The organism is Rhodococcus sp. YH3-3 (assembly GCF_001653035.1).
Classification (GTDB): domain Bacteria; phylum Actinomycetota; class Actinomycetes; order Mycobacteriales; family Mycobacteriaceae; genus Rhodococcus_F; species Rhodococcus_F qingshengii.
Genome location: NZ_BCWH01000002.1, coordinates 542,051 through 559,974, shown reverse-complemented (window position 1 = coordinate 559,974; position 17,924 = coordinate 542,051). Strand labels below are relative to the sequence as shown.

General features: G+C 62.0%; 20 protein-coding genes. 8 read left to right on the top strand and 12 right to left on the bottom strand.

Translation table 11 applies throughout. The features are described 5' to 3' along the window. The first annotated feature begins 212 nt into the window (after nt 1-212). Nucleotides 213-416, top strand: a complete 204-nt coding sequence (locus YH3_RS15330) for a cold-shock protein (RefSeq protein ID WP_003939930.1) — start codon at nt 213-215, stop codon at nt 414-416. A 69-nt stretch (nt 417-485) separates the two neighbouring features. On the opposite strand, the gene YH3_RS15325 is transcribed toward YH3_RS15330, so the two are convergent. The 4 genes from YH3_RS15325 to YH3_RS15310 form a co-directional block, all read right to left on the bottom strand. After that, nucleotides 486-1,214: a Clp protease N-terminal domain-containing protein gene (locus tag YH3_RS15325; protein ID WP_030536545.1), complete on the bottom strand. Its 729-nt coding sequence runs from the start codon at nt 1,212-1,214 to the stop codon at nt 486-488. Between the two features lie 70 nt (nt 1,215-1,284). Further along, nucleotides 1,285-2,070 (bottom strand): alpha/beta fold hydrolase, encoded by a 786-nt coding sequence (locus YH3_RS15320; protein WP_058226624.1) that lies wholly within the window; start codon nt 2,068-2,070, stop codon nt 1,285-1,287. 83 nt (nt 2,071-2,153) lie between these two features. Then, nucleotides 2,154-3,146 carry an ABC transporter substrate-binding protein gene (locus YH3_RS15315; RefSeq protein WP_007729992.1) on the bottom strand — a complete coding sequence of 331 codons (993 nt, stop codon included), beginning with the start codon at nt 3,144-3,146 and terminating at the stop codon, nt 2,154-2,156. Nucleotides 3,147-3,574: 428 nt separating this feature from the next. Next, nucleotides 3,575-4,213 carry a DUF2461 domain-containing protein gene (locus YH3_RS15310; RefSeq protein ID WP_003939783.1) on the bottom strand — a complete coding sequence of 213 codons (639 nt, stop codon included), beginning with the start codon at nt 4,211-4,213 and terminating at the stop codon, nt 3,575-3,577. A gap of 86 nt (nt 4,214-4,299) precedes the next feature. Between YH3_RS15310 and YH3_RS15305 the strand changes: the two genes are divergently transcribed. Beyond that, a complete protein-coding gene (locus tag YH3_RS15305) occupies nt 4,300-5,145 on the top strand; it encodes a mechanosensitive ion channel family protein (RefSeq protein WP_003939801.1) in 846 nt (281 codons plus the stop codon). A gap of 94 nt (nt 5,146-5,239) precedes the next feature. On the opposite strand, the gene codB is transcribed toward YH3_RS15305, so the two are convergent. After that, a complete protein-coding gene (gene codB, locus YH3_RS15300) occupies nt 5,240-6,571 on the bottom strand; it encodes a cytosine permease (protein WP_064443671.1) in 1,332 nt (443 codons plus the stop codon). Further along, complete coding sequence (locus YH3_RS15295; protein WP_003940577.1) at nt 6,568-7,032, bottom strand: nucleoside deaminase; 465 nt, start codon at nt 7,030-7,032, stop codon at nt 6,568-6,570. Before YH3_RS15295 ends, codB begins: the two co-directional genes overlap by 4 nt. Nucleotides 7,033-7,207: 175 nt before the next feature. Here YH3_RS15295 and YH3_RS15290 point away from each other — a divergent pair, with 175 nt between their 5' ends. Then, complete coding sequence (locus YH3_RS15290; protein WP_238592624.1) at nt 7,208-8,644, top strand: PucR family transcriptional regulator; 1,437 nt, start codon at nt 7,208-7,210, stop codon at nt 8,642-8,644. Nucleotides 8,645-8,670: 26 nt separating this feature from the next. Beyond that, nucleotides 8,671-9,315: an SUMF1/EgtB/PvdO family nonheme iron enzyme gene (locus YH3_RS15285; protein WP_064444199.1), complete on the top strand. Its 645-nt coding sequence runs from the start codon at nt 8,671-8,673 to the stop codon at nt 9,313-9,315. Here the strand turns inward: YH3_RS15285 and YH3_RS15280 are convergent. Beyond that, complete coding sequence (locus YH3_RS15280; protein ID WP_050654565.1) at nt 9,298-9,873, bottom strand: AAA family ATPase; 576 nt, start codon at nt 9,871-9,873, stop codon at nt 9,298-9,300. The two genes, YH3_RS15285 and YH3_RS15280, sit on opposite strands and share 18 nt — an antisense overlap. An 18-nt stretch (nt 9,874-9,891) precedes the next feature. Continuing rightward, nucleotides 9,892-11,001 carry a DUF6670 family protein gene (locus tag YH3_RS15275; RefSeq protein WP_064443669.1) on the bottom strand — a complete coding sequence of 370 codons (1,110 nt, stop codon included), beginning with the start codon at nt 10,999-11,001 and terminating at the stop codon, nt 9,892-9,894. A 146-nt stretch (nt 11,002-11,147) separates the two neighbouring features. Between YH3_RS15275 and YH3_RS15270 the strand changes: the two genes are divergently transcribed. Genes YH3_RS15270 through YH3_RS15260 form a run of 3 tightly spaced genes read left to right on the top strand, consistent with a single transcriptional unit; the run spans nt 11,148 to nt 13,421 of the window. Next, entirely contained in the window at nt 11,148-11,990 is an 843-nt protein-coding gene (locus YH3_RS15270) for an alpha/beta hydrolase (RefSeq protein WP_019745522.1), read from the top strand. Nucleotides 11,991-11,992: 2 nt separating this feature from the next. Continuing rightward, nucleotides 11,993-12,559 carry an NTP transferase domain-containing protein gene (locus tag YH3_RS15265; protein WP_037128704.1) on the top strand — a complete coding sequence of 189 codons (567 nt, stop codon included), beginning with the start codon at nt 11,993-11,995 and terminating at the stop codon, nt 12,557-12,559. Between the two features lie 58 nt (nt 12,560-12,617). Next, nucleotides 12,618-13,421 carry a transglutaminase family protein gene (locus tag YH3_RS15260; RefSeq protein WP_030536536.1) on the top strand — a complete coding sequence of 268 codons (804 nt, stop codon included), beginning with the start codon at nt 12,618-12,620 and terminating at the stop codon, nt 13,419-13,421. A 6-nt stretch (nt 13,422-13,427) separates the two neighbouring features. Here YH3_RS15260 and YH3_RS15255 read toward each other — a convergent pair whose 3' ends face one another. The 4 genes from YH3_RS15255 to YH3_RS15240 all read right to left on the bottom strand — a co-directional run bounded on the left by YH3_RS15255 (nt 13,428) and on the right by YH3_RS15240 (nt 16,988). Then, entirely contained in the window at nt 13,428-14,399 is a 972-nt protein-coding gene (locus YH3_RS15255; protein WP_064443668.1) for an alpha/beta hydrolase, read from the bottom strand. Between the two features lie 143 nt (nt 14,400-14,542). Next, complete coding sequence (locus YH3_RS15250; RefSeq protein WP_007729979.1) at nt 14,543-14,980, bottom strand: SRPBCC family protein; 438 nt, start codon at nt 14,978-14,980, stop codon at nt 14,543-14,545. A gap of 76 nt (nt 14,981-15,056) precedes the next feature. Continuing rightward, nucleotides 15,057-15,587 carry a gluconokinase gene (locus tag YH3_RS15245; protein WP_003940404.1) on the bottom strand — a complete coding sequence of 177 codons (531 nt, stop codon included), beginning with the start codon at nt 15,585-15,587 and terminating at the stop codon, nt 15,057-15,059. 12 nt (nt 15,588-15,599) lie between these two features. Further along, nucleotides 15,600-16,988: a GntP family permease gene (locus tag YH3_RS15240; RefSeq protein WP_003939838.1), complete on the bottom strand. Its 1,389-nt coding sequence runs from the start codon at nt 16,986-16,988 to the stop codon at nt 15,600-15,602. Nucleotides 16,989-17,121: 133 nt separating this feature from the next. On the opposite strand from YH3_RS15240, the gene YH3_RS15235 reads away from it, so the two are divergent. Continuing rightward, a complete protein-coding gene (locus YH3_RS15235; protein WP_047272025.1) occupies nt 17,122-17,850 on the top strand; it encodes a FadR/GntR family transcriptional regulator in 729 nt (242 codons plus the stop codon). The last annotated feature ends 74 nt before the right edge of the window (nt 17,851-17,924 follow it).

The following is a 17,924-nucleotide window of genomic DNA, read 5'->3' as shown; positions in this document are numbered from 1 at the left end:
TGGGCGAGCCACCAGTCCCTGCCTTCTGCGATCGGGTCGCTCCAGCGTCGAAAATCAGTTGAAGATCAGTTGCCATTCCCTCCTCGAAAGCTTCCGAATTACCGTCTTTTGCACGTCGCCCACCGTTCGACTTGCGCGGCGTGGGAGGATAGACATATCGAGATCGGGACTTCGATGTGAGGGCCCGGATCGAGTTTGTAGGGAGTATCGGTATGGCACAGGGCATCGTGAAGTGGTTCAACGGCGAAAAGGGCTTTGGTTTCATCGCTCCCGACGACGGAACACCGGACGTGTTCGTTCATTACTCTGAAATCTCGGGCAACGGCTACAAGTCGCTCGACGAGAACCAGCGTGTGGAGTTCGAGGTTGGCCAGGGCCAGAAGGGTCCTCAGGCCACCAATGTGCGCGCTGTCTGATCAGTGACACAAGAAGAGGGCCGCACCCGCAAGGGTGCGGCCCTCTTCTGCATCGGATTCACCTCTGAATCACTGATCCTGAATGACGGCCAACGCTCCAACGATGTTCGACTCCGCCACCGACTTCGAGATTCCGAGATCAGCCAGAACACCTGATCCGTCTTCGAGTTCGAGCAGCGCGAGCAGGATGTGCTCGGTTCCGATGTAGTTGTGGCCCAGGCGAAGAGCCTCACGGAACGTCAGTTCCAGGACTTTGCGCGCACGAGCGTCGTACGGAATGAGTTCTGGTAGTTCGGAAGTCGGAGCCGGTAGTACACCGGCCACTGCAGCTCGGACGGATCCGAGCTCCACCCCCTGCGCCACTATCGCCTTCGCAGCCAACCCGGCAGGCTCCTCGACGAGCCCCAGGAGCAGGTGCTCCGGCTGGATCTCTGCGTTACCGGCGGCGCGGGCTTCGTTCTGCGAGGCCATGACGACGTTCTTCGCCCGGGGAGTGAACCGGTTGAACCCTTCGTTCGGATCCATCGGCTTCTGATCACTCGGCGCCTTGGGAACAAAACGCTTCTGCGCAGCCTGCTTCGAGACACCCATGCTCGCGCCGATCTCCGTCCACGACGCTCCCGACCTGCGCGCCTGGTCGACGAAGTGACCGATCAGGTGATCTGCAACTTCACCGAGATGATCAGCGGCAATCACGGCGTCGGAGAGTTGGTCGAGAGCATCGGTGTGCACCTTCTTGATCGCGTCGATGAGGTCGTCGAGTCGAACCTTGTTGGTCATTTCCACTGGCTTGCTCATGCGTCAACCATAGGTTGACGCAATCGAAAACGTCAACCCTAGGTTGACGATCGTTTTCGCCGCACAGCGATTAGCCGGAAAAGAACTCACGCAGAGCCGGGACAATAGCGTCGTCGGCAACGCCGTGACCCTGACCGGGGATCTCCAAAGTCTTTGTCCCCGAGACTTTTGCAGCGATTCTCGTCGCCGAGGCAGGTGCCCATTGACCACTGTCACCGCCGTACATGACCAACGTGGGGACGGTAATGGAGGCAAGCCAGTCGAGCGACTGACAGCCGTGATCACACACAGCGACGTCGTAAGGCAAGGTGTGCGCGATGGCGCACATGTCGGGCCAATCGGCACTCCGCTTGATCTCGTCGACCATCTCCGCGGATGCACCGGTCAGATCCAGAAAACGCGTCACAGCACCTTCCCTGTCGCCGCCCGCAATCAATCGCTCCAGGTCACTTTGGGCAGTCTCGTCACGCTGGTCGTCGTCCATGTACGGCGCCTCGTAGACGGCGAGCTTACGCATCGGAACGGCCTGCGCAGCGGCCTCCAAAGCCAGCGCGGCACCCGACGACAATCCGTAAACGAGCGGTGTTTCACCGGTGGCAGCGACGACCGCCCGCAAGTCCTCCACCTCGGCGTCGATCGAGAACGCGCGACTGTCACCGCTGTCCCCGCGTCCGCGCCTGTCGTACGAGTACACCGTGAAGTCCGCCGCCAACTCTGCAGCCAGGGAATCGAACCATCCGCGGTCGCAGAACGCTCCGGCGACCAGGACCACTGCTGGTCCGGCACCGGAGCGTTCGTATGCGATGGTCGTACCGTCGCGGGATTGCACTAACGCTGGGGATTGCTCTGTTTGCACGTCGATCTCCTCAGTTCTGGTCAATGCCTACCTGATTAGACCGCCCGCGTTACCTAAACTCATCGGTCCGGTCGGCAGAGGCTTCAGCTGATCTTGTTGTACAGGGCATCCCAACCCTGTGCCACGTACGAAATCGTGTAGATCGAACCGTAGAACGTAGAGCCACCCAGACTGGTGACGTTGCCCGCCTGCACTGCCGGGAGTCGCTGCCACAGCTTGCTCGCCACCAATGCCTGGTACGCCGCACTGTCCTCGTTCTCGGTGATCATGAAGCCGTCGACGCCGGCCAGCACGTCGAGGCCTTCGAGGCTGACGCCGCCCTCGGGATCGAGCCCCTCCGAGGTGGCGGTTTTGCCACCGATGTCGCCGAGCGTCATGTCGCTGGGCTTGTCGCCCTTCTCGGAGGTACGGATGCTCGTGACGTACAGCGTGTTCGTGTCCGGCATGAACGAGACACTGGCGACGGTCTTGGACGCAATCTTCTCGGCATGACGACTGCGGATGTCGGAAATCAGATTGTCGTAGTCGAGCGTCAATCGATCGAGTGTGGCCGTTCGACCGAGCCAGCCCGACAACCGCGAGAGGTTTGTGCGCCAGTCGTCGGTGAACTCTGTCGTCAGAACCGGTGCGATGGTGGACATCTCGGCCACCGGCCACCACTCGCTCTCGTAGTTCAGGCACACGATCAGGTCGGGCTCGAGCGCCAAGATCTGCTCGCGGTTGGGGATCTCCGACAGGAACGGTACCGACGAATCGATAGGCACCCACGGTGTCGCCTGGGCGTACGTGTAGCCGACGAGCGGAAGTTCCAGAGCTACAGCAGGTTCCAGATCGAGCCGCGAGTCGATCGCGACAACCCTCTTCGGATTGACAGGAATGTCGTACGTTCCGAGAGGTGTCGTCACAGAACGCATTTCGGTTTCACCCGAACTGCTCCCGCTGTCACCGCAGGCCGCCAGGAACGCGCCCAGCCCGGCGATCCCGGCACCGAAGCCGAACTGCCGACGTGTGAGGTCCGAAACGAGGCGGTTGTCGGAGTAGCCCTCGGGAAGCAAGAGCGTGGATTGAGCGGGCATGCGTGTCGAACCTCCAAAAGAAATGAATCATCCACTGTTGCGAGCGGATAAGGATGCCCTAACAGCGTACGCAGGGAGGGTCGTCGCGATCGGCCCAGAAATAGTCGAATCAGGCCAATTCGCACCCCTTACTTGTCGAGTTTGCGCATCTCGACGAAGTAGACCGCACTGAACGCGAGGTAGGTGCCGACGATTCCGAGGACCGAGATGATCAGGACGAGAGCGAGAAACATAGCCATGATGGTCTCCACTGACACGGGTTGTTCACGATGTCGATCGAGAGAAAATGGCTTCGAACTGCGGCGCTGCGACTCGAAGCGGGACCGAAACTTTCGGTTACACACACCACGCTAGCCCCAGGCGTCTCGAGTTTTGATGAACTCGAGGTGAACTCTCCTACGGCTACGTCACACTTTTCTGTCGGACGGTCAGTTCGGTCCGAGCACCTGTCCGGACCATTCGACCAAAGGCGTCAGTGCGCGCCACGCTGTGCGAACTTCCTTCAATGTCCTGGCGCTGTCCAGCCACGACGGGCTTGGGTAACTACGACCAGCAGTCAGCGACTTGTGACGCAGCAATTCGATCCGCGGGTGATCGACCGTGTATCCGCGAGGCGCCGTCTTGAGCTTGTCGCCGCCGATCGTGAATCCGGCCTTCTCGACGGAGGCCAGGATCTTCTCGAGCTCCGGGCCTCGAACGTCGTCGTCGACAGCCGCACGATAACGCGCGATGGTCTCCGAACTGCTGGCGTAGAAACCACCGGCCACCATCAACCCTGCCGCGTCGATCTGCACGTAGTAGCCACAGCTCTCGGCGAGACCGACGAACGCTCCCTGGTGCGTCTTGTACGGGATCTTGTCCTTCGAGAATCGAACGTCACGATACGGCCGAAAGAGCTTGGCCGTGCCGAATTCGTCCTCCAACGCCGCGGTCAACGACGCCATCGGACGACGAACCACTTCGTCGTACGTCTCCTTGTGCGCTGCCCACCAGGTCTTGCTGTTGTCGGCTTCCAGGTCTTCGTAGAAGTCGAGTGCAGCAACGGGTATGCCAGTGAACGCAGCCATGACGTAAGCCTAGCTGCCTGTTCGGCTTTGGACCGTCTGCCCTGCACCGATGCCCGGATCGGCCCGAATCCGTAGACTGCATGGAGATGATTTCCGAAATACAAGCATGGGAACTGACCGATACCAACCGAGACTGGTTGATTCACCGACCCGTCGAGATCGCGATCTACGTGGCACTCGCAGTCGTTCTGCGCTTCGCACTGCACCGCGGGATCGATCGAATGTCGAAGCCTCGCAAGTCTCCGAACGCCAAGGTGAACGAGCGCAGATCGCAGCGAGCCCGGACCATCGGTTCGGTACTCAAATCGACGGTGTCCATCGTCATCCTGGTCTGGTGTGTGCTGCAGATTCTCGGCATCCTCGGGATCAACGTCGCGCCGTTCATCGCATCCGCCGGAGTCATCGGCCTTGCCATCGGTTTCGGTGCACAAAACCTGGTGCGTGACTTCCTCTCCGGCATCTTCATGTTGCTCGAGGATCAGTACGGTGTCGGCGACGTCGTTGATCTCGGCGACGCGGTCGGCACCGTCGAAACAGTGGGCCTGCGCGTCACCACGATTCGAGATGTCAACGGCACCTTGTGGTATTGCCGCAACGGCGAAATCCTGCGAGTGGGCAACATGAGTCAGGGTTACGCCACTGCAGTTCTCGATCTCCCGATCGCCCACAATGCGAACGTGCACAAAGCGTGTGAGGTGGCGACGCGAGCTGTCCTCGAGGCGGCGGAGTCCGAACCGATCAGGGCGGACATGATCGACAAGCCGGAGATGCTGGGAGTCAATTCGGTTACTGCCGAGGCAATTACCATTCGAGTGACGGCGCAGGTCAAGCCTGGGCGCCAGTGGGCAGTCCAGCGCGCATTTGCACGCTCGGCGCTGACTGCGTTCGAAGAGCAGGGAATCGAGGCCCCGTACCTGCCTGTTCTGCGCTGACGGTTGAAACGGAATCGACTGCCCTTTCCATCAATTACGCGAGCCCCCGGCGGGGTCGAAACCACCGGGGGCTCGCTGGTGCCTGACGCACGATTCAGACGGTGGAGGTCGAGACCTCCCGATCTGCCGAGCTGTTGCCAAACACCCTGTGCAGGAACATCGTCAGAGCAATTGCTGCCACGATTCCGATCAGCGGTGGGATTCCCACCTCGAACTCACCGGAAAGCCAAGCGAGGAACGCTGCGACGGCATAGACGGCGAGGTTTCGCCAGTGGACCGGCTGCGGGGTGTAACCCTCGGGAATGCCGCGCCGCCAGCGGCACAGGAAGTCCGCGATGATCACACCGCCCAATGGCGGGATGAACGTTCCGAGCAGGCTCAGATAGTCGACAAGATGGTTGTGCACACCGGTCAGAGCGAGCGCCGTGCCGATCACACATCCACCGATGACGAACGGGGTCTTGCGAGGCTTTCTGAACAGTTCGGCACCGGCCACTCCGAAGGCGTATGCGGTGTCTGCGTTGCTCTTCCAGAGGTTTCCGAACAGCAAGACCAGGCCCCAGCCGACAAGCCCGAGGTTGTAGAGGATCAACACGAAGTCACCCTCGTGGAACGTGATGGCTCCGATGGCGCCGAACAGGATCATCAATCCGTTTCCGAGGAGGAACCCGATAACGCAGGCCCACACCGCTTGTGATCCGGAGCGAGCAAATCTGGTCCAGTTGGGCGCTTGCGTTCCCGCCGATACAAACGTGCCGACGACAGTGGTGATTGCGAGCGCGATCGTCATGGTCGTCTGCGGTTGAACCGAGACCAGGCCGGAGAATCCACCGACCTCTTCGAGGGACCGGAACACGACCCAGCAGGCCAACGCCAGGATCAAGGGCGTCGAGACGAGCGAAACCCAGTACATTCCGCGGTAGCCGTAGCAGGCGGTGACGCACATCAAGATGCTCGCCGCGATCATCACCGACGCCCTGGCGAGGTAGGAATCCCAGCCCAGCGCCTGGGCGGTGAGATCGCCGATCGTGCCGATGATGACTCCGTACCAGCCGATCTGAGTACCGCCCAGCAGGATCGAAGCGAGCTTGGACCCGCGAGTGCCGAAACTGTAGCGCGCCATCACAACTGTTGTCAGTCCGGTTCGAGCTCCGACGAACCCCATCATGGCGACGTAAACCCCCAAGATGGCGGATCCGGCGGCGATCACCACCATCAGTTTCCAGAACGAGAACGCGGTACCGAGCGCTGCTCCGGCCAACATCGTCGGTGTGAAGATGGTGAACCCCAACAACACCACCGCGAGCGAGAAGAACGGCTTTCGTGCATGAAGCGGAACCGGAGTAACGGGATAGTCAGGATCGACCGGGGGGCCTGCGCTCTCCGAATCGCCTGCGACCGTGGCAGGTTCGACGGCGCTGCTCATACAACTTCGCCGATGTCTTCGAGCCACAGGCTCGGGCGCTCGGCCAGCATGCGGTCCATCAGTGCCACACACTCCGCGTCGTCGACGACGTCGACCTGAATTCCGCTGCTGCGCAACCATTCCTCCGATGCCTCGAAGGAACGATTTTCGCCGACCACGATTCGAGGGATCTCGTACAGGCGAGCCGTTCCGGCGCACATGAAGCACGGCGACAAAGTCGTGTAGAGGACACACTCGCGATACACCGAGGCCGGCAGTCGTCCGGCGCGCTCGATGCAGTCGGTCTCGCCATGACGGATGGCGCTGTTCATCTGGACCCGACGGTTACGTCCGACTGCGAGAACCTCGCCCCGGTGAATCAGCGCCGCGCCGATCGGCACGCCGCCCTCCTCCCAACCGATCTTCGCCTGTTCGATCGCAAGTCCGAGAAAATACTCATCGGTGTGTGCCGGATGATTCATGTGCGCTCCTGGAGTCTGACCAAAATCGTCGATTGTGGCTCGTGTCACAATCCGACCACGGTGGTAACAGCCCGACAAGGGACAACCTGTCAGTTCGGCAGAACTAGCTCTATGACGAAGTGCCCCCTCGGCGGACGATATAGAAATGCTCCCGACTCTGCGACAAGTTCTTGCGATGCCCTCATTCAAGGCCGCCGCAATCGAGGTGCTCGCGGGCGACGTCGATACCGCGGTGGTCCGCTGGGTCCATTCGTCCGAGGTGTACGAAATGGGTGGGCTGCTGTCCGGAGGTGAGGTCCTTCTGACCACGGGCCTCGGTCTGCACGGGCGATCTCCCGAGCAGCTCACCGCCTACATCGACCAATTGGCGGACGCGGGATGCGTCGCACTCGCGATGGAAGTCGGGCGCTCGTTCCTCACGGCCCCTCCCGAACTCGTCGAAGCTTCGCGCCGACGGGGACTCGCGTTCTTGGCCCTGCACGCAGTAGTGCCCTTCGAGCGGATGGTCGAAGACTTTCACGACCTCATGCTCCGCCGCACTCTCGGTTCGGCGCAAGCGGGCGAGCCTGTCTGGCAAGAACTTCTGAGTCTCGTGGTTGCAGGCCAGGGCATGACTGCGCTGCTCGACAAGGTGTCACGACTCGCGGGGTGCGGCGTCGATCTGCTCGACGCGGATGGCAGAACCGTCGAGCGCAGCACAACCGGCGCAGAGCGATCCGAGACCGAACGCACTATCCACGACGTACGCGGCCCGACGAACTCACTCGGTCGACTTGTCCTGTGCGGGCCGGCAACCACACGCCGAACCGCCGTCGCAAACTGCGCCGCCGTCGCGGTAGCTCTGGAACTCGGCCGTCACGGCGATCTCGGCCCAAGACAGTCACTCGCCCAATCGGTGATCACCGACGTGGTGGGCGGTGTGCTCACATCGCACGGCGACTTGTCCGAGCGACTGACAGCGGCCGGGTGGACGCCGTTGTCGGAGGGGCACCACGTCCTCGTCGCCGCTGTCGACATCGATCGGCAAACCCCGGTTCGAGAGCTCGCTGACCAAGTACGCGACGCCGTGCGGGCCGTGCTCGGCTCCTGTGTCGTCGGGACTGCGGCCAATCACGTCATCGTGCTCGCGCACGGGTGGGCGTCCGCATCCCCCGCTCGAGCGGTCGCGGATCTGTCGGGCGTCGGGGCTGCGGTCGCGCAAGCTCGCGAAGTCGTCCAGATCGCGCGGCGCTTCGGCTCCCGGACCGGAGTGATCCTCGCGAGGGACGTCGGCGTCCAACGACTGCTCGCCGCCGGAACGACACCCGCTTCGCTGTCCGTGTTCGTAACCGAGCAACTCGGTTCGCTGATCGCATACGACACAGCACATTCCGCCGACCTCGTCCGAACGCTCGACGCGTACCTCGCACATCGGGGCGGCAAGGCGAGAACCGCGGATTTCCTCGGCATTCGGCGTCAGTCGCTTTATGCACGGCTCACGCGTATCGAGAAGCTGATGGGTGTTTCCCTCGACGATCCGGCACAGGTGGTCTGCCTCGGGCTTGCGCTGACCGCATGGCGCATGCGCACCGGCCTTGATCCACAAGCAGCGTTCGAGCGTCTCCCCGGGTGAGCGACAACCTCTGCGATGATGAACGAATGACCGGAGCAGCGGAGTTGATGATCGAGATCCCTGCCGGCGAGGTGCACCTTCGGGACGACCGCAAAGGTACTGCGTGGACCTCGAAAGTCGAATCCTTCCGCCTCGCACGCCATCTCACCACCAGGGCGCTGCTTCACGGAGATTCGTCGGACGATTCGAGCAAACCAGCGGTCGACCTTTCATGGAAGGACGCCATCGCAACCTGCAACACACTTTCGGTCGCGGACGGTCTGACACCCGCATATCGAGACGTCGACACCGATTCTCCGCAGTGGGACCGGGGCGCAACTGGCTACCGGCTCGCCACCGAGGCCGAGTGGCAGTACGCATGCAAGGCCGGCACCTCCGGCTACCGCTACGGCGAGATCGACGAGATTGCCTGGTACAGCGACAATTCAGAGGGTAGAGCGCATCCCGTCGGAACCAAGACACCCAACAACTGGGGCCTGTACGACATGATCGGCAATGTCTGGGAATGGTGCTGGGATCTCTACGACCCCGAGGTTTACGGCACGTACCGGATCTTCCGCGGCGGCAGTTGGGCCGAAAGTGAGCGCGGTTGCGGCGCTACCGTAAGGAGGCGAAGCCACCCGACATTTGCTATCGACGACTTGGGATTTCGCCTAGCTCAGACGATCTGAGGGCAGACGGCCGAGGACTTCGAGCACAGCCTCGATCTCTTCTCGACTGCGAAGCCTAACTATCGGCAACGACGGCACATCGACAAGGACCGTGGCCATACGCCCGACGTTGCGTCCGTCGCTTCGCCAGGCCCAGCGCACCACGTGATCCGGATCGAACAGAATGGTGTGCAGTGGCGGCTCCATGTTGCGATTCCACAACACCTCTCGATGCAATCGCCGACGCACGGTTCGTGTGATCACCTGGCGCATCACCGTCCGCCGAGGCAGATCCAACCACAGCATCAGGTCCGCACGCTCGGCCAGAAGCTCACGCACCGCACCGTACTGCCACTCGGTCACCCAGGCCGGCTCGCTGGAAAAGCGTCGTACTTCGGTTTCGAAACTGTCGAGCGGAATCCAGCCGGGCCCGTGGAACAGCGAGTCCAGCTCAGTGTGTTCGATCTCGAGAAGCCGCCCGATTCGACCGGCGAGAGTCGTCTTTCCGGCACCGGAAGTCCCCGCGACAAGGATCTTCTGCGGACGAATCGTCAGCGCGGCGGGGTCTACGAAAGGCACCGATACACCCTAGGGGCCTTACACTTCGCAGTCCACCCATTCGATGTAACCGGTGCCGTTGATCGACGCACCGTCGAAGCTTCCCCGGTAGGTGTACGCGCCGACGTATCCCTTGCCGTGACCGTAGCGCCACTCCGAGTCGATCTCGGCCTCGAACTCCACGACCGTCCTGCCGTGATCGCGTACCTGCCAACGCAGTACGCGCGGCACACGCATCTCGCGACCCTGTGGGTCGACGTGCAATGCGTCGGCGTACTCGAGCACGTCGAACTCGACGTCGTCGAAGACCTTCGCACTACCGTCGACAGTCCGAATGTAGGCGAGCTTGCACGCCGTAACCCCTGACGCTCGAACATCGGTGAGCAACAACTGATGCCGGTCGTCCAGTTGAACGATCTGGTAGGTGAAAAAGTCGGCCGGGAGCTTCCACGACTCGGGAAGCGCGCGGCGAGTCAACGATTGCGGTGTCATGCACCGCGCGTACTCGACGGTGCACGGAGCCGAAACACTCACCGGTCCATCCGGACTCGCAATTGTTCCGGAGCACTGTGCCAGCAGACTGACGTGGTCGTAGACGGGATTACGCACGAACCACGACGCTTGGTCCGTTGCCACGATCTCGAGATCGACGTCGAATGAGTCGTATCGCCCGGTGACTCGGAAGTTCGGATAGCTGTTCTCGATGATCAGGTTGTCACCGAAGGCGATTCGCGAACCATCTTCTTCGAACGCACACTCATCGGCAGCGTCGTACGCCCGGTAGAAGTGATGGCCCGGCGCTGCGGTGGAACTCAGCACGGTTGCGGTGTTTCGCGCGTCGGGTGCAGCGAGATAGTCGTTGTCGAACACCACCGTCCCGGTTGCACCGATCAACGTCATGGTGTTGAGGTAACGGAAAGGCCCTGGCAGCCGGGGAACGAAGATCCCGTAGTGCGTCCACGCAAACTTCCGCGAAGCCAGGTGCGGACGCAGCATCTCGGGCCGATCGAACGGGCGTACCGATTCCGCCATTCGCTTGTCGATCAGCGGTAGCGCGCCGTCCAGCAAAGCCCGAACCGCGGGTCGCCACAATCGGCGCGAGCGGGTGGCGGGAACAGGGTCGGAACGATCAACGGTTTGTCCGGTCACGCCCCTAAGTTAATGTAACCAGCCGTAACAAACAAGTGTCGAAGTTTCCTCGACGACCTCACACCCTGAACACCCGCGCCCTGCCCACCGGGCGAATAGCATGTGAGAATCCGCGTACCGGAACCGGTCGCAGAGAGGGCGCAACAATGCAGCACGAAGAGTCGTCGTTCACCGGAGTCGCCGGTACCAAGATCGTCTACGACGTGTGGACACCGGACCGCGAACCCACCGGGGTTCTCGTCCTGTGCCACGGACTCGGCGAACACGCGAGGCGCTACGACCATGTTGCTGCGCGGCTCGGGGAACTCGGGCTCATCGTGTATGCACCCGACCATCGCGGGCACGGACGCTCTGGCGGCAAGCGCGTTCACCTCAAGGAATTCTCCGACTTCACCGACGACGTCCACACGTTGTTCTCGATCGTGACGGCGGCACATCCCGGCAAGGACAAGTTCCTGCTCGGGCACAGCATGGGCGGCGCGATCGCCCTTTCCTACGCCCTCGACCATCAGGCCGATCTCAAAGCCCTCGCCCTGTCCGGACCTGCGGTGATCATCGCAACCGGCACTCCGAAGATCGTGATGCAGCTGGGCAAGATCGTCGGCAAATACCTCCCGGACGTGCCCGTCGAGAACCTGGAAGCTGCTGCCGTATCGCGTGATCAGAAGGTCGTCGACAAGTACAACGCCGACCCGCTGGTTCACCACGGCAAGGTTCCCGCCGGCATCGCGCGCGGCATGATCACCGCCGCGGAAGGCTTCCCGGCGCGCCTGCCCTCGCTCACCATTCCCGTACTGCTTCAACACGGCTCGGACGACCGTTTGACGGACCCGGCCGGCAGCAAGCTCGTCGCAGATCTGGCCGGCTCTTCGGATGTCACCTTGAAGGTGTACGACGGCCTGTACCACGAGATCTTCAACGAGCCTGAGCAGGAAGAAGTTCTGAACGATCTGATCGAGTGGCTGCGTCCGCGGGTCACCGGAGCATAGTCATGTCTACGTGCGGGATCCTGCTGGCGGCCGGGGCCGGATCCCGCATGGGCAAACCCAAAGCGCTCGTCACAAACACCGAGGGTCAGTCTTGGCTCCACCACGGGGTGACGACACTGCAGTCCGCAGGCCTCTCACCGGTCATCGTGGTGCTCGGCGCGCAGGCAGAGGACGCCCTCGAACTACTGCCCACCACCGATGTCATTGTGGTGATATCGGATTGGCAACACGGAATGAGCGCGTCACTGCGCTGCGGACTCGAGGCCGCCATGCGAATCGACGACGCAGATGCGGCAGCGATCTCTCTGGTCGACGTCCCGGACCTCAACGCCGACACCGTGACGCGGATCGTGGGTCACAGCTCCCCATCACGAAACATACTGCGAAGAGCTGTCTTTCACGGCCGTCCCGGCCATCCCGTCCTGATCGGACGCGACCACTGGCCGACGCTTGCAAAGTCACTCACCGGGGACGGCGGCGCCAACACCTACCTACGCGAACACGGGGTCGAGTTGGTGGAGTGCAGCGACCTCAGCAGCGGCGTCGACGTCGACTACCCCGAAGCCTGATCGCACGTCACAATCCTCCCAGGTGGTGGGTGTCCGTATTCGGTGTAAAGATGGCCCGATGAAACGTACAGTCGCCGCCCTGCTCGACATCGAGATCGACGAGGCGACCAACCTGGAGTTCAAGATCGCGGTGACGCGCGCGCCGGGTGTCGAACTGCTGGAAACGATGTCGTTCGTCCATGACGGCAATCCGCTCGAACCCCGCGAGATCACCGCCGAACACGGTACCCGGATTCACCTACTCGACTGTGCCCCAGGCAAACTGATCGTCAGCTACGACGCAACCGTCATCGGCCGCGCAGAACCGGCGTCGGTCAGCGACTACGACGTGTCGAAATATCTGCGCCCCAGCCGGTATGCCGAGGCCGACAAGTTCTTCGGTTTTGTCGCCGGGCAATTCGATCTCGCCACTCCCCCGGCCGAACTCCTCCTCGAAGTCACTCGCTGGGTGAGTACACATTTGAGTTATGTTCCCGGCACCAGTCGCGGCACCGACAGTGCGGTCGACACCTTGCTCGCCGGCGCCGGAGTGTGCCGCGACTACTCGCACCTGACCATCTCACTGCTGCGCGCCGTGGGGATTCCCGCTCGACTGGTGGCCGTCTACGCGCCGGGCTGCGATCCGATGGATTTTCACGCCGTAGTCGAAGCCAATATCGACCACGTCTGGCGCGTGGTCGATGCAACGCAATTGGCGCCGCGCAGCAATCTTGTGCGCATCTCGACCGGCCGAGATGCCGCAGACACAGCCTTCCTCGACAATCACGGCGGTTCGATCACGTTGCACGCCTCGGAAGTTCGCGCAGTCGTCGACGGCGTTCTCGACAACGACGACTACGCAACACTCACATCGATCGGCTGAAAAGCGTCAGGCGCTGATCTGGTTCTGCGAGGCCATCGTTCGCTCGAGGAACTTGATCGTGAGATCGACGATCGCCTTCCCCTCCCGAAGAGCTTTCCCGATCACCGGGAAAGCATGGATCTGCCCACTCCAGATGTGCGTTTCGACGGCATGTCCTGCCTTGATCAAGTTTTCGGTCATGATCTCGACGTCCGGACGCATCAGTTCGTATTCGGCGGACACCAGGAACGACGGCGGAATCAGACTGGCGTCGGCGTTGATCGGCGACTGCGCACCAGGAATCTCGTCCGGCCCCTCGAGCCACCGGTCCTTGAGCTTTTCCACCTGTGACATCGGTAGGTAGGCATCACGTTTCATGAAATCGGGATCATGGTCCTCGAGGTTCACGTTGAGAAGAGGGGAATATCCCACCACGGCAGCGGGCCGCGTGATTCCGCGCAGTGCGGCAATTTCGGCGACCTTCATGGCCAGGTATCCGCCCGCCGAGTCACCGGCAACCACAATCTTGTTCGGGTCTTCGGCTGTCTCGAGCAACGCGGTGTACGCGGCCATTGCGTCCTTGACGGAGGTGCCGATGGAACCTTCCGGCAGCTGGCGGTAGCGCACGGAGATCACCGGTACGCCGGCCTTCGCAGAGAGCAAACCGCACAGTGCCCGGTGCGTTGCCAGACCGCAGAAGACGAATCCCCCTCCGTGGAAGTAGAGGATCGTGGCGCCGGCCAACTCGCCCTGCGCTTTGCGTGGATGCTGCACCTTCTCGCTGGGCACACCACCCAGCGTGAAAGGCTCGATATCGAGGTTCTTCGGCTTCGGCAGTTTGTCCGCCATCGCGTCGAGTCGCTCGAGTTGGCGGATACCACGTTCGGTGGTCGGCCAGAGGGTGAACATCGGCTTCACGAACGTCCTGGTCAGGCAGAAGATAACCCGCGCTCGCGGACTCACGTTCCAATGCCATACCGTCGAATCTCGCGTCCGCATAGCGTCCTCCCAGGTCAAGCCGTTTTGTGCATTTGAGTTACACATACTTGTCGGCTGCTGATGTGAACGATAACTGACGCTGCGTCAAAATGACACGACGGGTATGGATCAATTGCTCGAGCGTGTGCAAGTTCTGGTCGCGATCACGGCCGGGAGAGATATGCGCACAGTCCGCGGTGCCCTCCACGCATCATCGCTTCATGATTCCACTCGAACAGCGGCTTCGCGACCTTCGCGGCCAGACCAAGCGCTCCGGACACCGCTACCTGTTGCCGAAATTCGGCTGTGCAACCAGATCCAGCGGGGCGCACCGCCCAGCTACTCCACCCTGTCATTGCGCCGGTGAGACGCACTTTCAGAAAGCGGTCAACTGAGTCTTCCACCTCGCGTCGCCCGAAGACCAGCAGCGTCAGAGGGACAGCGCTGCGGATGGACATGGAGCCTGAATGCTCGTCGATCGTCCCGACTCGGCGTATCTGAGGCCACCACTGCGAATACCGTTCGGCATCCGCGAGAACCTCGTAGACGCGGTCAGCAGAGGCAGGAAGCGTCCAGACGCTGTGGAAGTCGAAGTCGGTCACGGTTCAGTCCGTCTGCGCAGCAGCAGTCACCCAAGCACCGTAACCCGAACCGCGGGTGCCTACACGCCGGGCTTGCTCAGTATTCGAATGTCTCCACCCGTCGCAGGATCTCCTCCGCGATCTTGGCGGGACTCCCGCCCACGTCGACGACGATGGCCTGTTCGTCCGGGTCGACGGCCTCGAGTGTCGAGATCTGGGAGTCGAGCAGCGAGGCGGGCATGTAGTGATCGAGGCGAGCGGTCAATCGCTGGCCGATCTGATCCCGCGAACCGGCGAGGTGCACGAACACGACGTGCTCACCGCGAAGCACGTCGCGGTAGCTGCGCTTGAGTGCCGAACACGTGACGATGCCCGGCTGACCGGCGTCGGTATGGCTCTTGATCCAGACGGCGATCTTGTCGAGCCAGGGCCAGCGGTCTTCGTCGTTCAACGGATGCCCGGTCGCCATCTTGTCGATGTTCGCCTGCGGATGCAGATCGTCGCCTTCTTGAAGGTCCCAACCCATCGCTCCGGCGAGCATGCCGCCGACCGTCGACTTTCCCGAACCCGAGACACCCATCAGGACGAGCACGGGATACTGCTTCTGCTGTGCCGCTTCGCTGTTCATGTGCTCGCCTACCTAGATGAATGCGCTCAACACGAGCACTCCGGCCAGGCCCGATACCGAGATGATGCATTCCATCACGGTCCAGGTCTTGAGGTTCTGTACCACGCTGACGCCCAGATACTCCTTCACCAACCAGAATCCGGCGTCGTTGACGTGCGAGAGGAAGAGCGAGCCCGCGCCGATCGCCAAGACCATCAGCGAGACGTGTGCGGACGAGAGATCGGCCGCAACCGGAGCAAGGATGCCCGACGCCGTCACCGTTGCCACCGTCGCCGAACCCGTTGCGACGCGGATCAATACCGCCACCAGCCAGGCCAGGAACAGCACGGGAAGGCTGCTGCCCTTGATCGCGTCGGCGATCACTCCGGCGATACCGGTGTCGATCAGGACCTGTTTGAAACCGCCACCAGCGCCGACGATCAACAAGATGCCTGCGATGGGAGGTAGGGAACTCTCGAGTGACTTCGAGATGGCCTTGCGGTCCATTCCGCCGCCGCGACCCAGCAGCACCATACCGACCAGAACCGCGAGACCCAAAGCCACAACGGGTGTTCCGAGGAAGTCGAGGACGGACTTGGGGAGTGCCTCGGAATCGGGTGCGATCACGTCTGCAAATGCTTTGCCCAGCATGAGAACAACCGGGAGGAGGATCGCTGCGAGAGTAGCCGCGAACGAGGGACGCTGCTTCTTCTCTTCCTCGCCTCGATCTTCGCCTGTGACAAAAAGATCCGGGACCTTCACGTCGACCCACCGCGCGGCGTACTTACTGAAGACCGGTCCGGCGAGAACAACAGTGGGGATCGCGACGAGGACACCGAGTGCGAGGGTGAGGCCGAGGTTTGCGTTCAAAGCCGAGACTGCAACCAGCGGCCCGGGGTGCGGGGGAACCAACCCGTGCATGGCCGAGAGGCCGGCGAGGGTGGGGATCGCGATGCGCATCAAGGACAAGCCGGAACGCCGCGCGACGAGGATGATGACCGGCATCAACAGGACGAGACCGATTTCGAAGAACATCGGCAGACCGATCACTGCGCCGACCAGAGCCATGGTCCACGGAAGCGCCTTGGTGCTGGAACGGCCGACCAGCGTGTCGACCACTCGGTCGGCACCGCCGGAATCGGCGAGGAGTTTGCCGAACATCGCGCCGAAACCGATCAGGATTCCAACGCTTCCCATGGTCGACCCGAAGCCTGTCGCGAACGCCGCGACCGACTCGGCCGATCCGAGGCCGGCCGCCAGACCGACGCCCACCGCGCCGATGGACAGCGCGAGGAAGGGATGCAGGTCCAGCCAGGTGATCAACGCGATGATGACCGCGACGCCGGCGACTGCAGCGATGATCAATCGTGCGTCGCTACCAGCGGGGACGACCTCGGCCGCCAGCAATGCTGTGGTGTTCATAGGGACTCCCAGTCCGATGAGTGATTGAGGTCACTGTTCCTTAATTAACCTACAATTTCAAGAGCAGACACTAATTTGTAGTATTTATTCGGCTTCCACCGGGCTTACTCCATACGCATGGGACGATCTACGTATGCCTTCTGTCCCGTTTCAGCAGTTACACGACTCGATGCTGGAACAGCTCGGCCAAGACATAGTCGGTGGTGTGCTCGCTCCGGGTACGACGATCTCTGCCGACGAGGTGGCAACGCGCTACGACGTGTCGCGAACCGTCATCCGTGAAGTTGTCCGCGTTCTCGAATCCCTCGGACTCGCCTCGGTTCGTCGCCGCGTCGGAATCACCATCCTGGGCTCCGAGCACTGGAACTCGCTCGACCCCAACGTCATCCGCTGGCAACTGGCCGGTCCTGATCGGTTCGAGCAGCTGTCTATCCTCAGCGAACTCCGTTCCGGCATCGAACCTCTGGCTGCGCGACTCGCCGCAACTCGCGCCACACCTGAGCAGTGCGGCGCTCTCACTGCAGCCGTCATCGGCATGTCAGCTACCTCTCGCGCTGCCGATACCGACGCATATCTCGGCCATGATTCCGACTTTCACCGCACACTGCTCGCCGCTTCCGGCAACCCGATGCTGCGGGCGATGTCGCAGATCGTCGTCGAGATACTCGAAGGCCGCACCCGCCACTCGTTGATGCCCCACGAGGCCGACCCCGAAGCGATCCACCTGCACGGAGTGGTCGCATCGGCCATTCAGGCCGGGGACGCCGACGCCGCGGAAGCCGCCATGCGCTCGATCGTCGCGGAATCCGCAGAAGCGGTCGAAACAATGCGCGAAAGCCCCGAACCGCCGCCTCATCTGTAAGTCGAGCCACAGACTCGGCGGAATTGGCCCGCAACTGCTCCGCAAGTGGAACGCTTGGCGCCATGACAGCACTC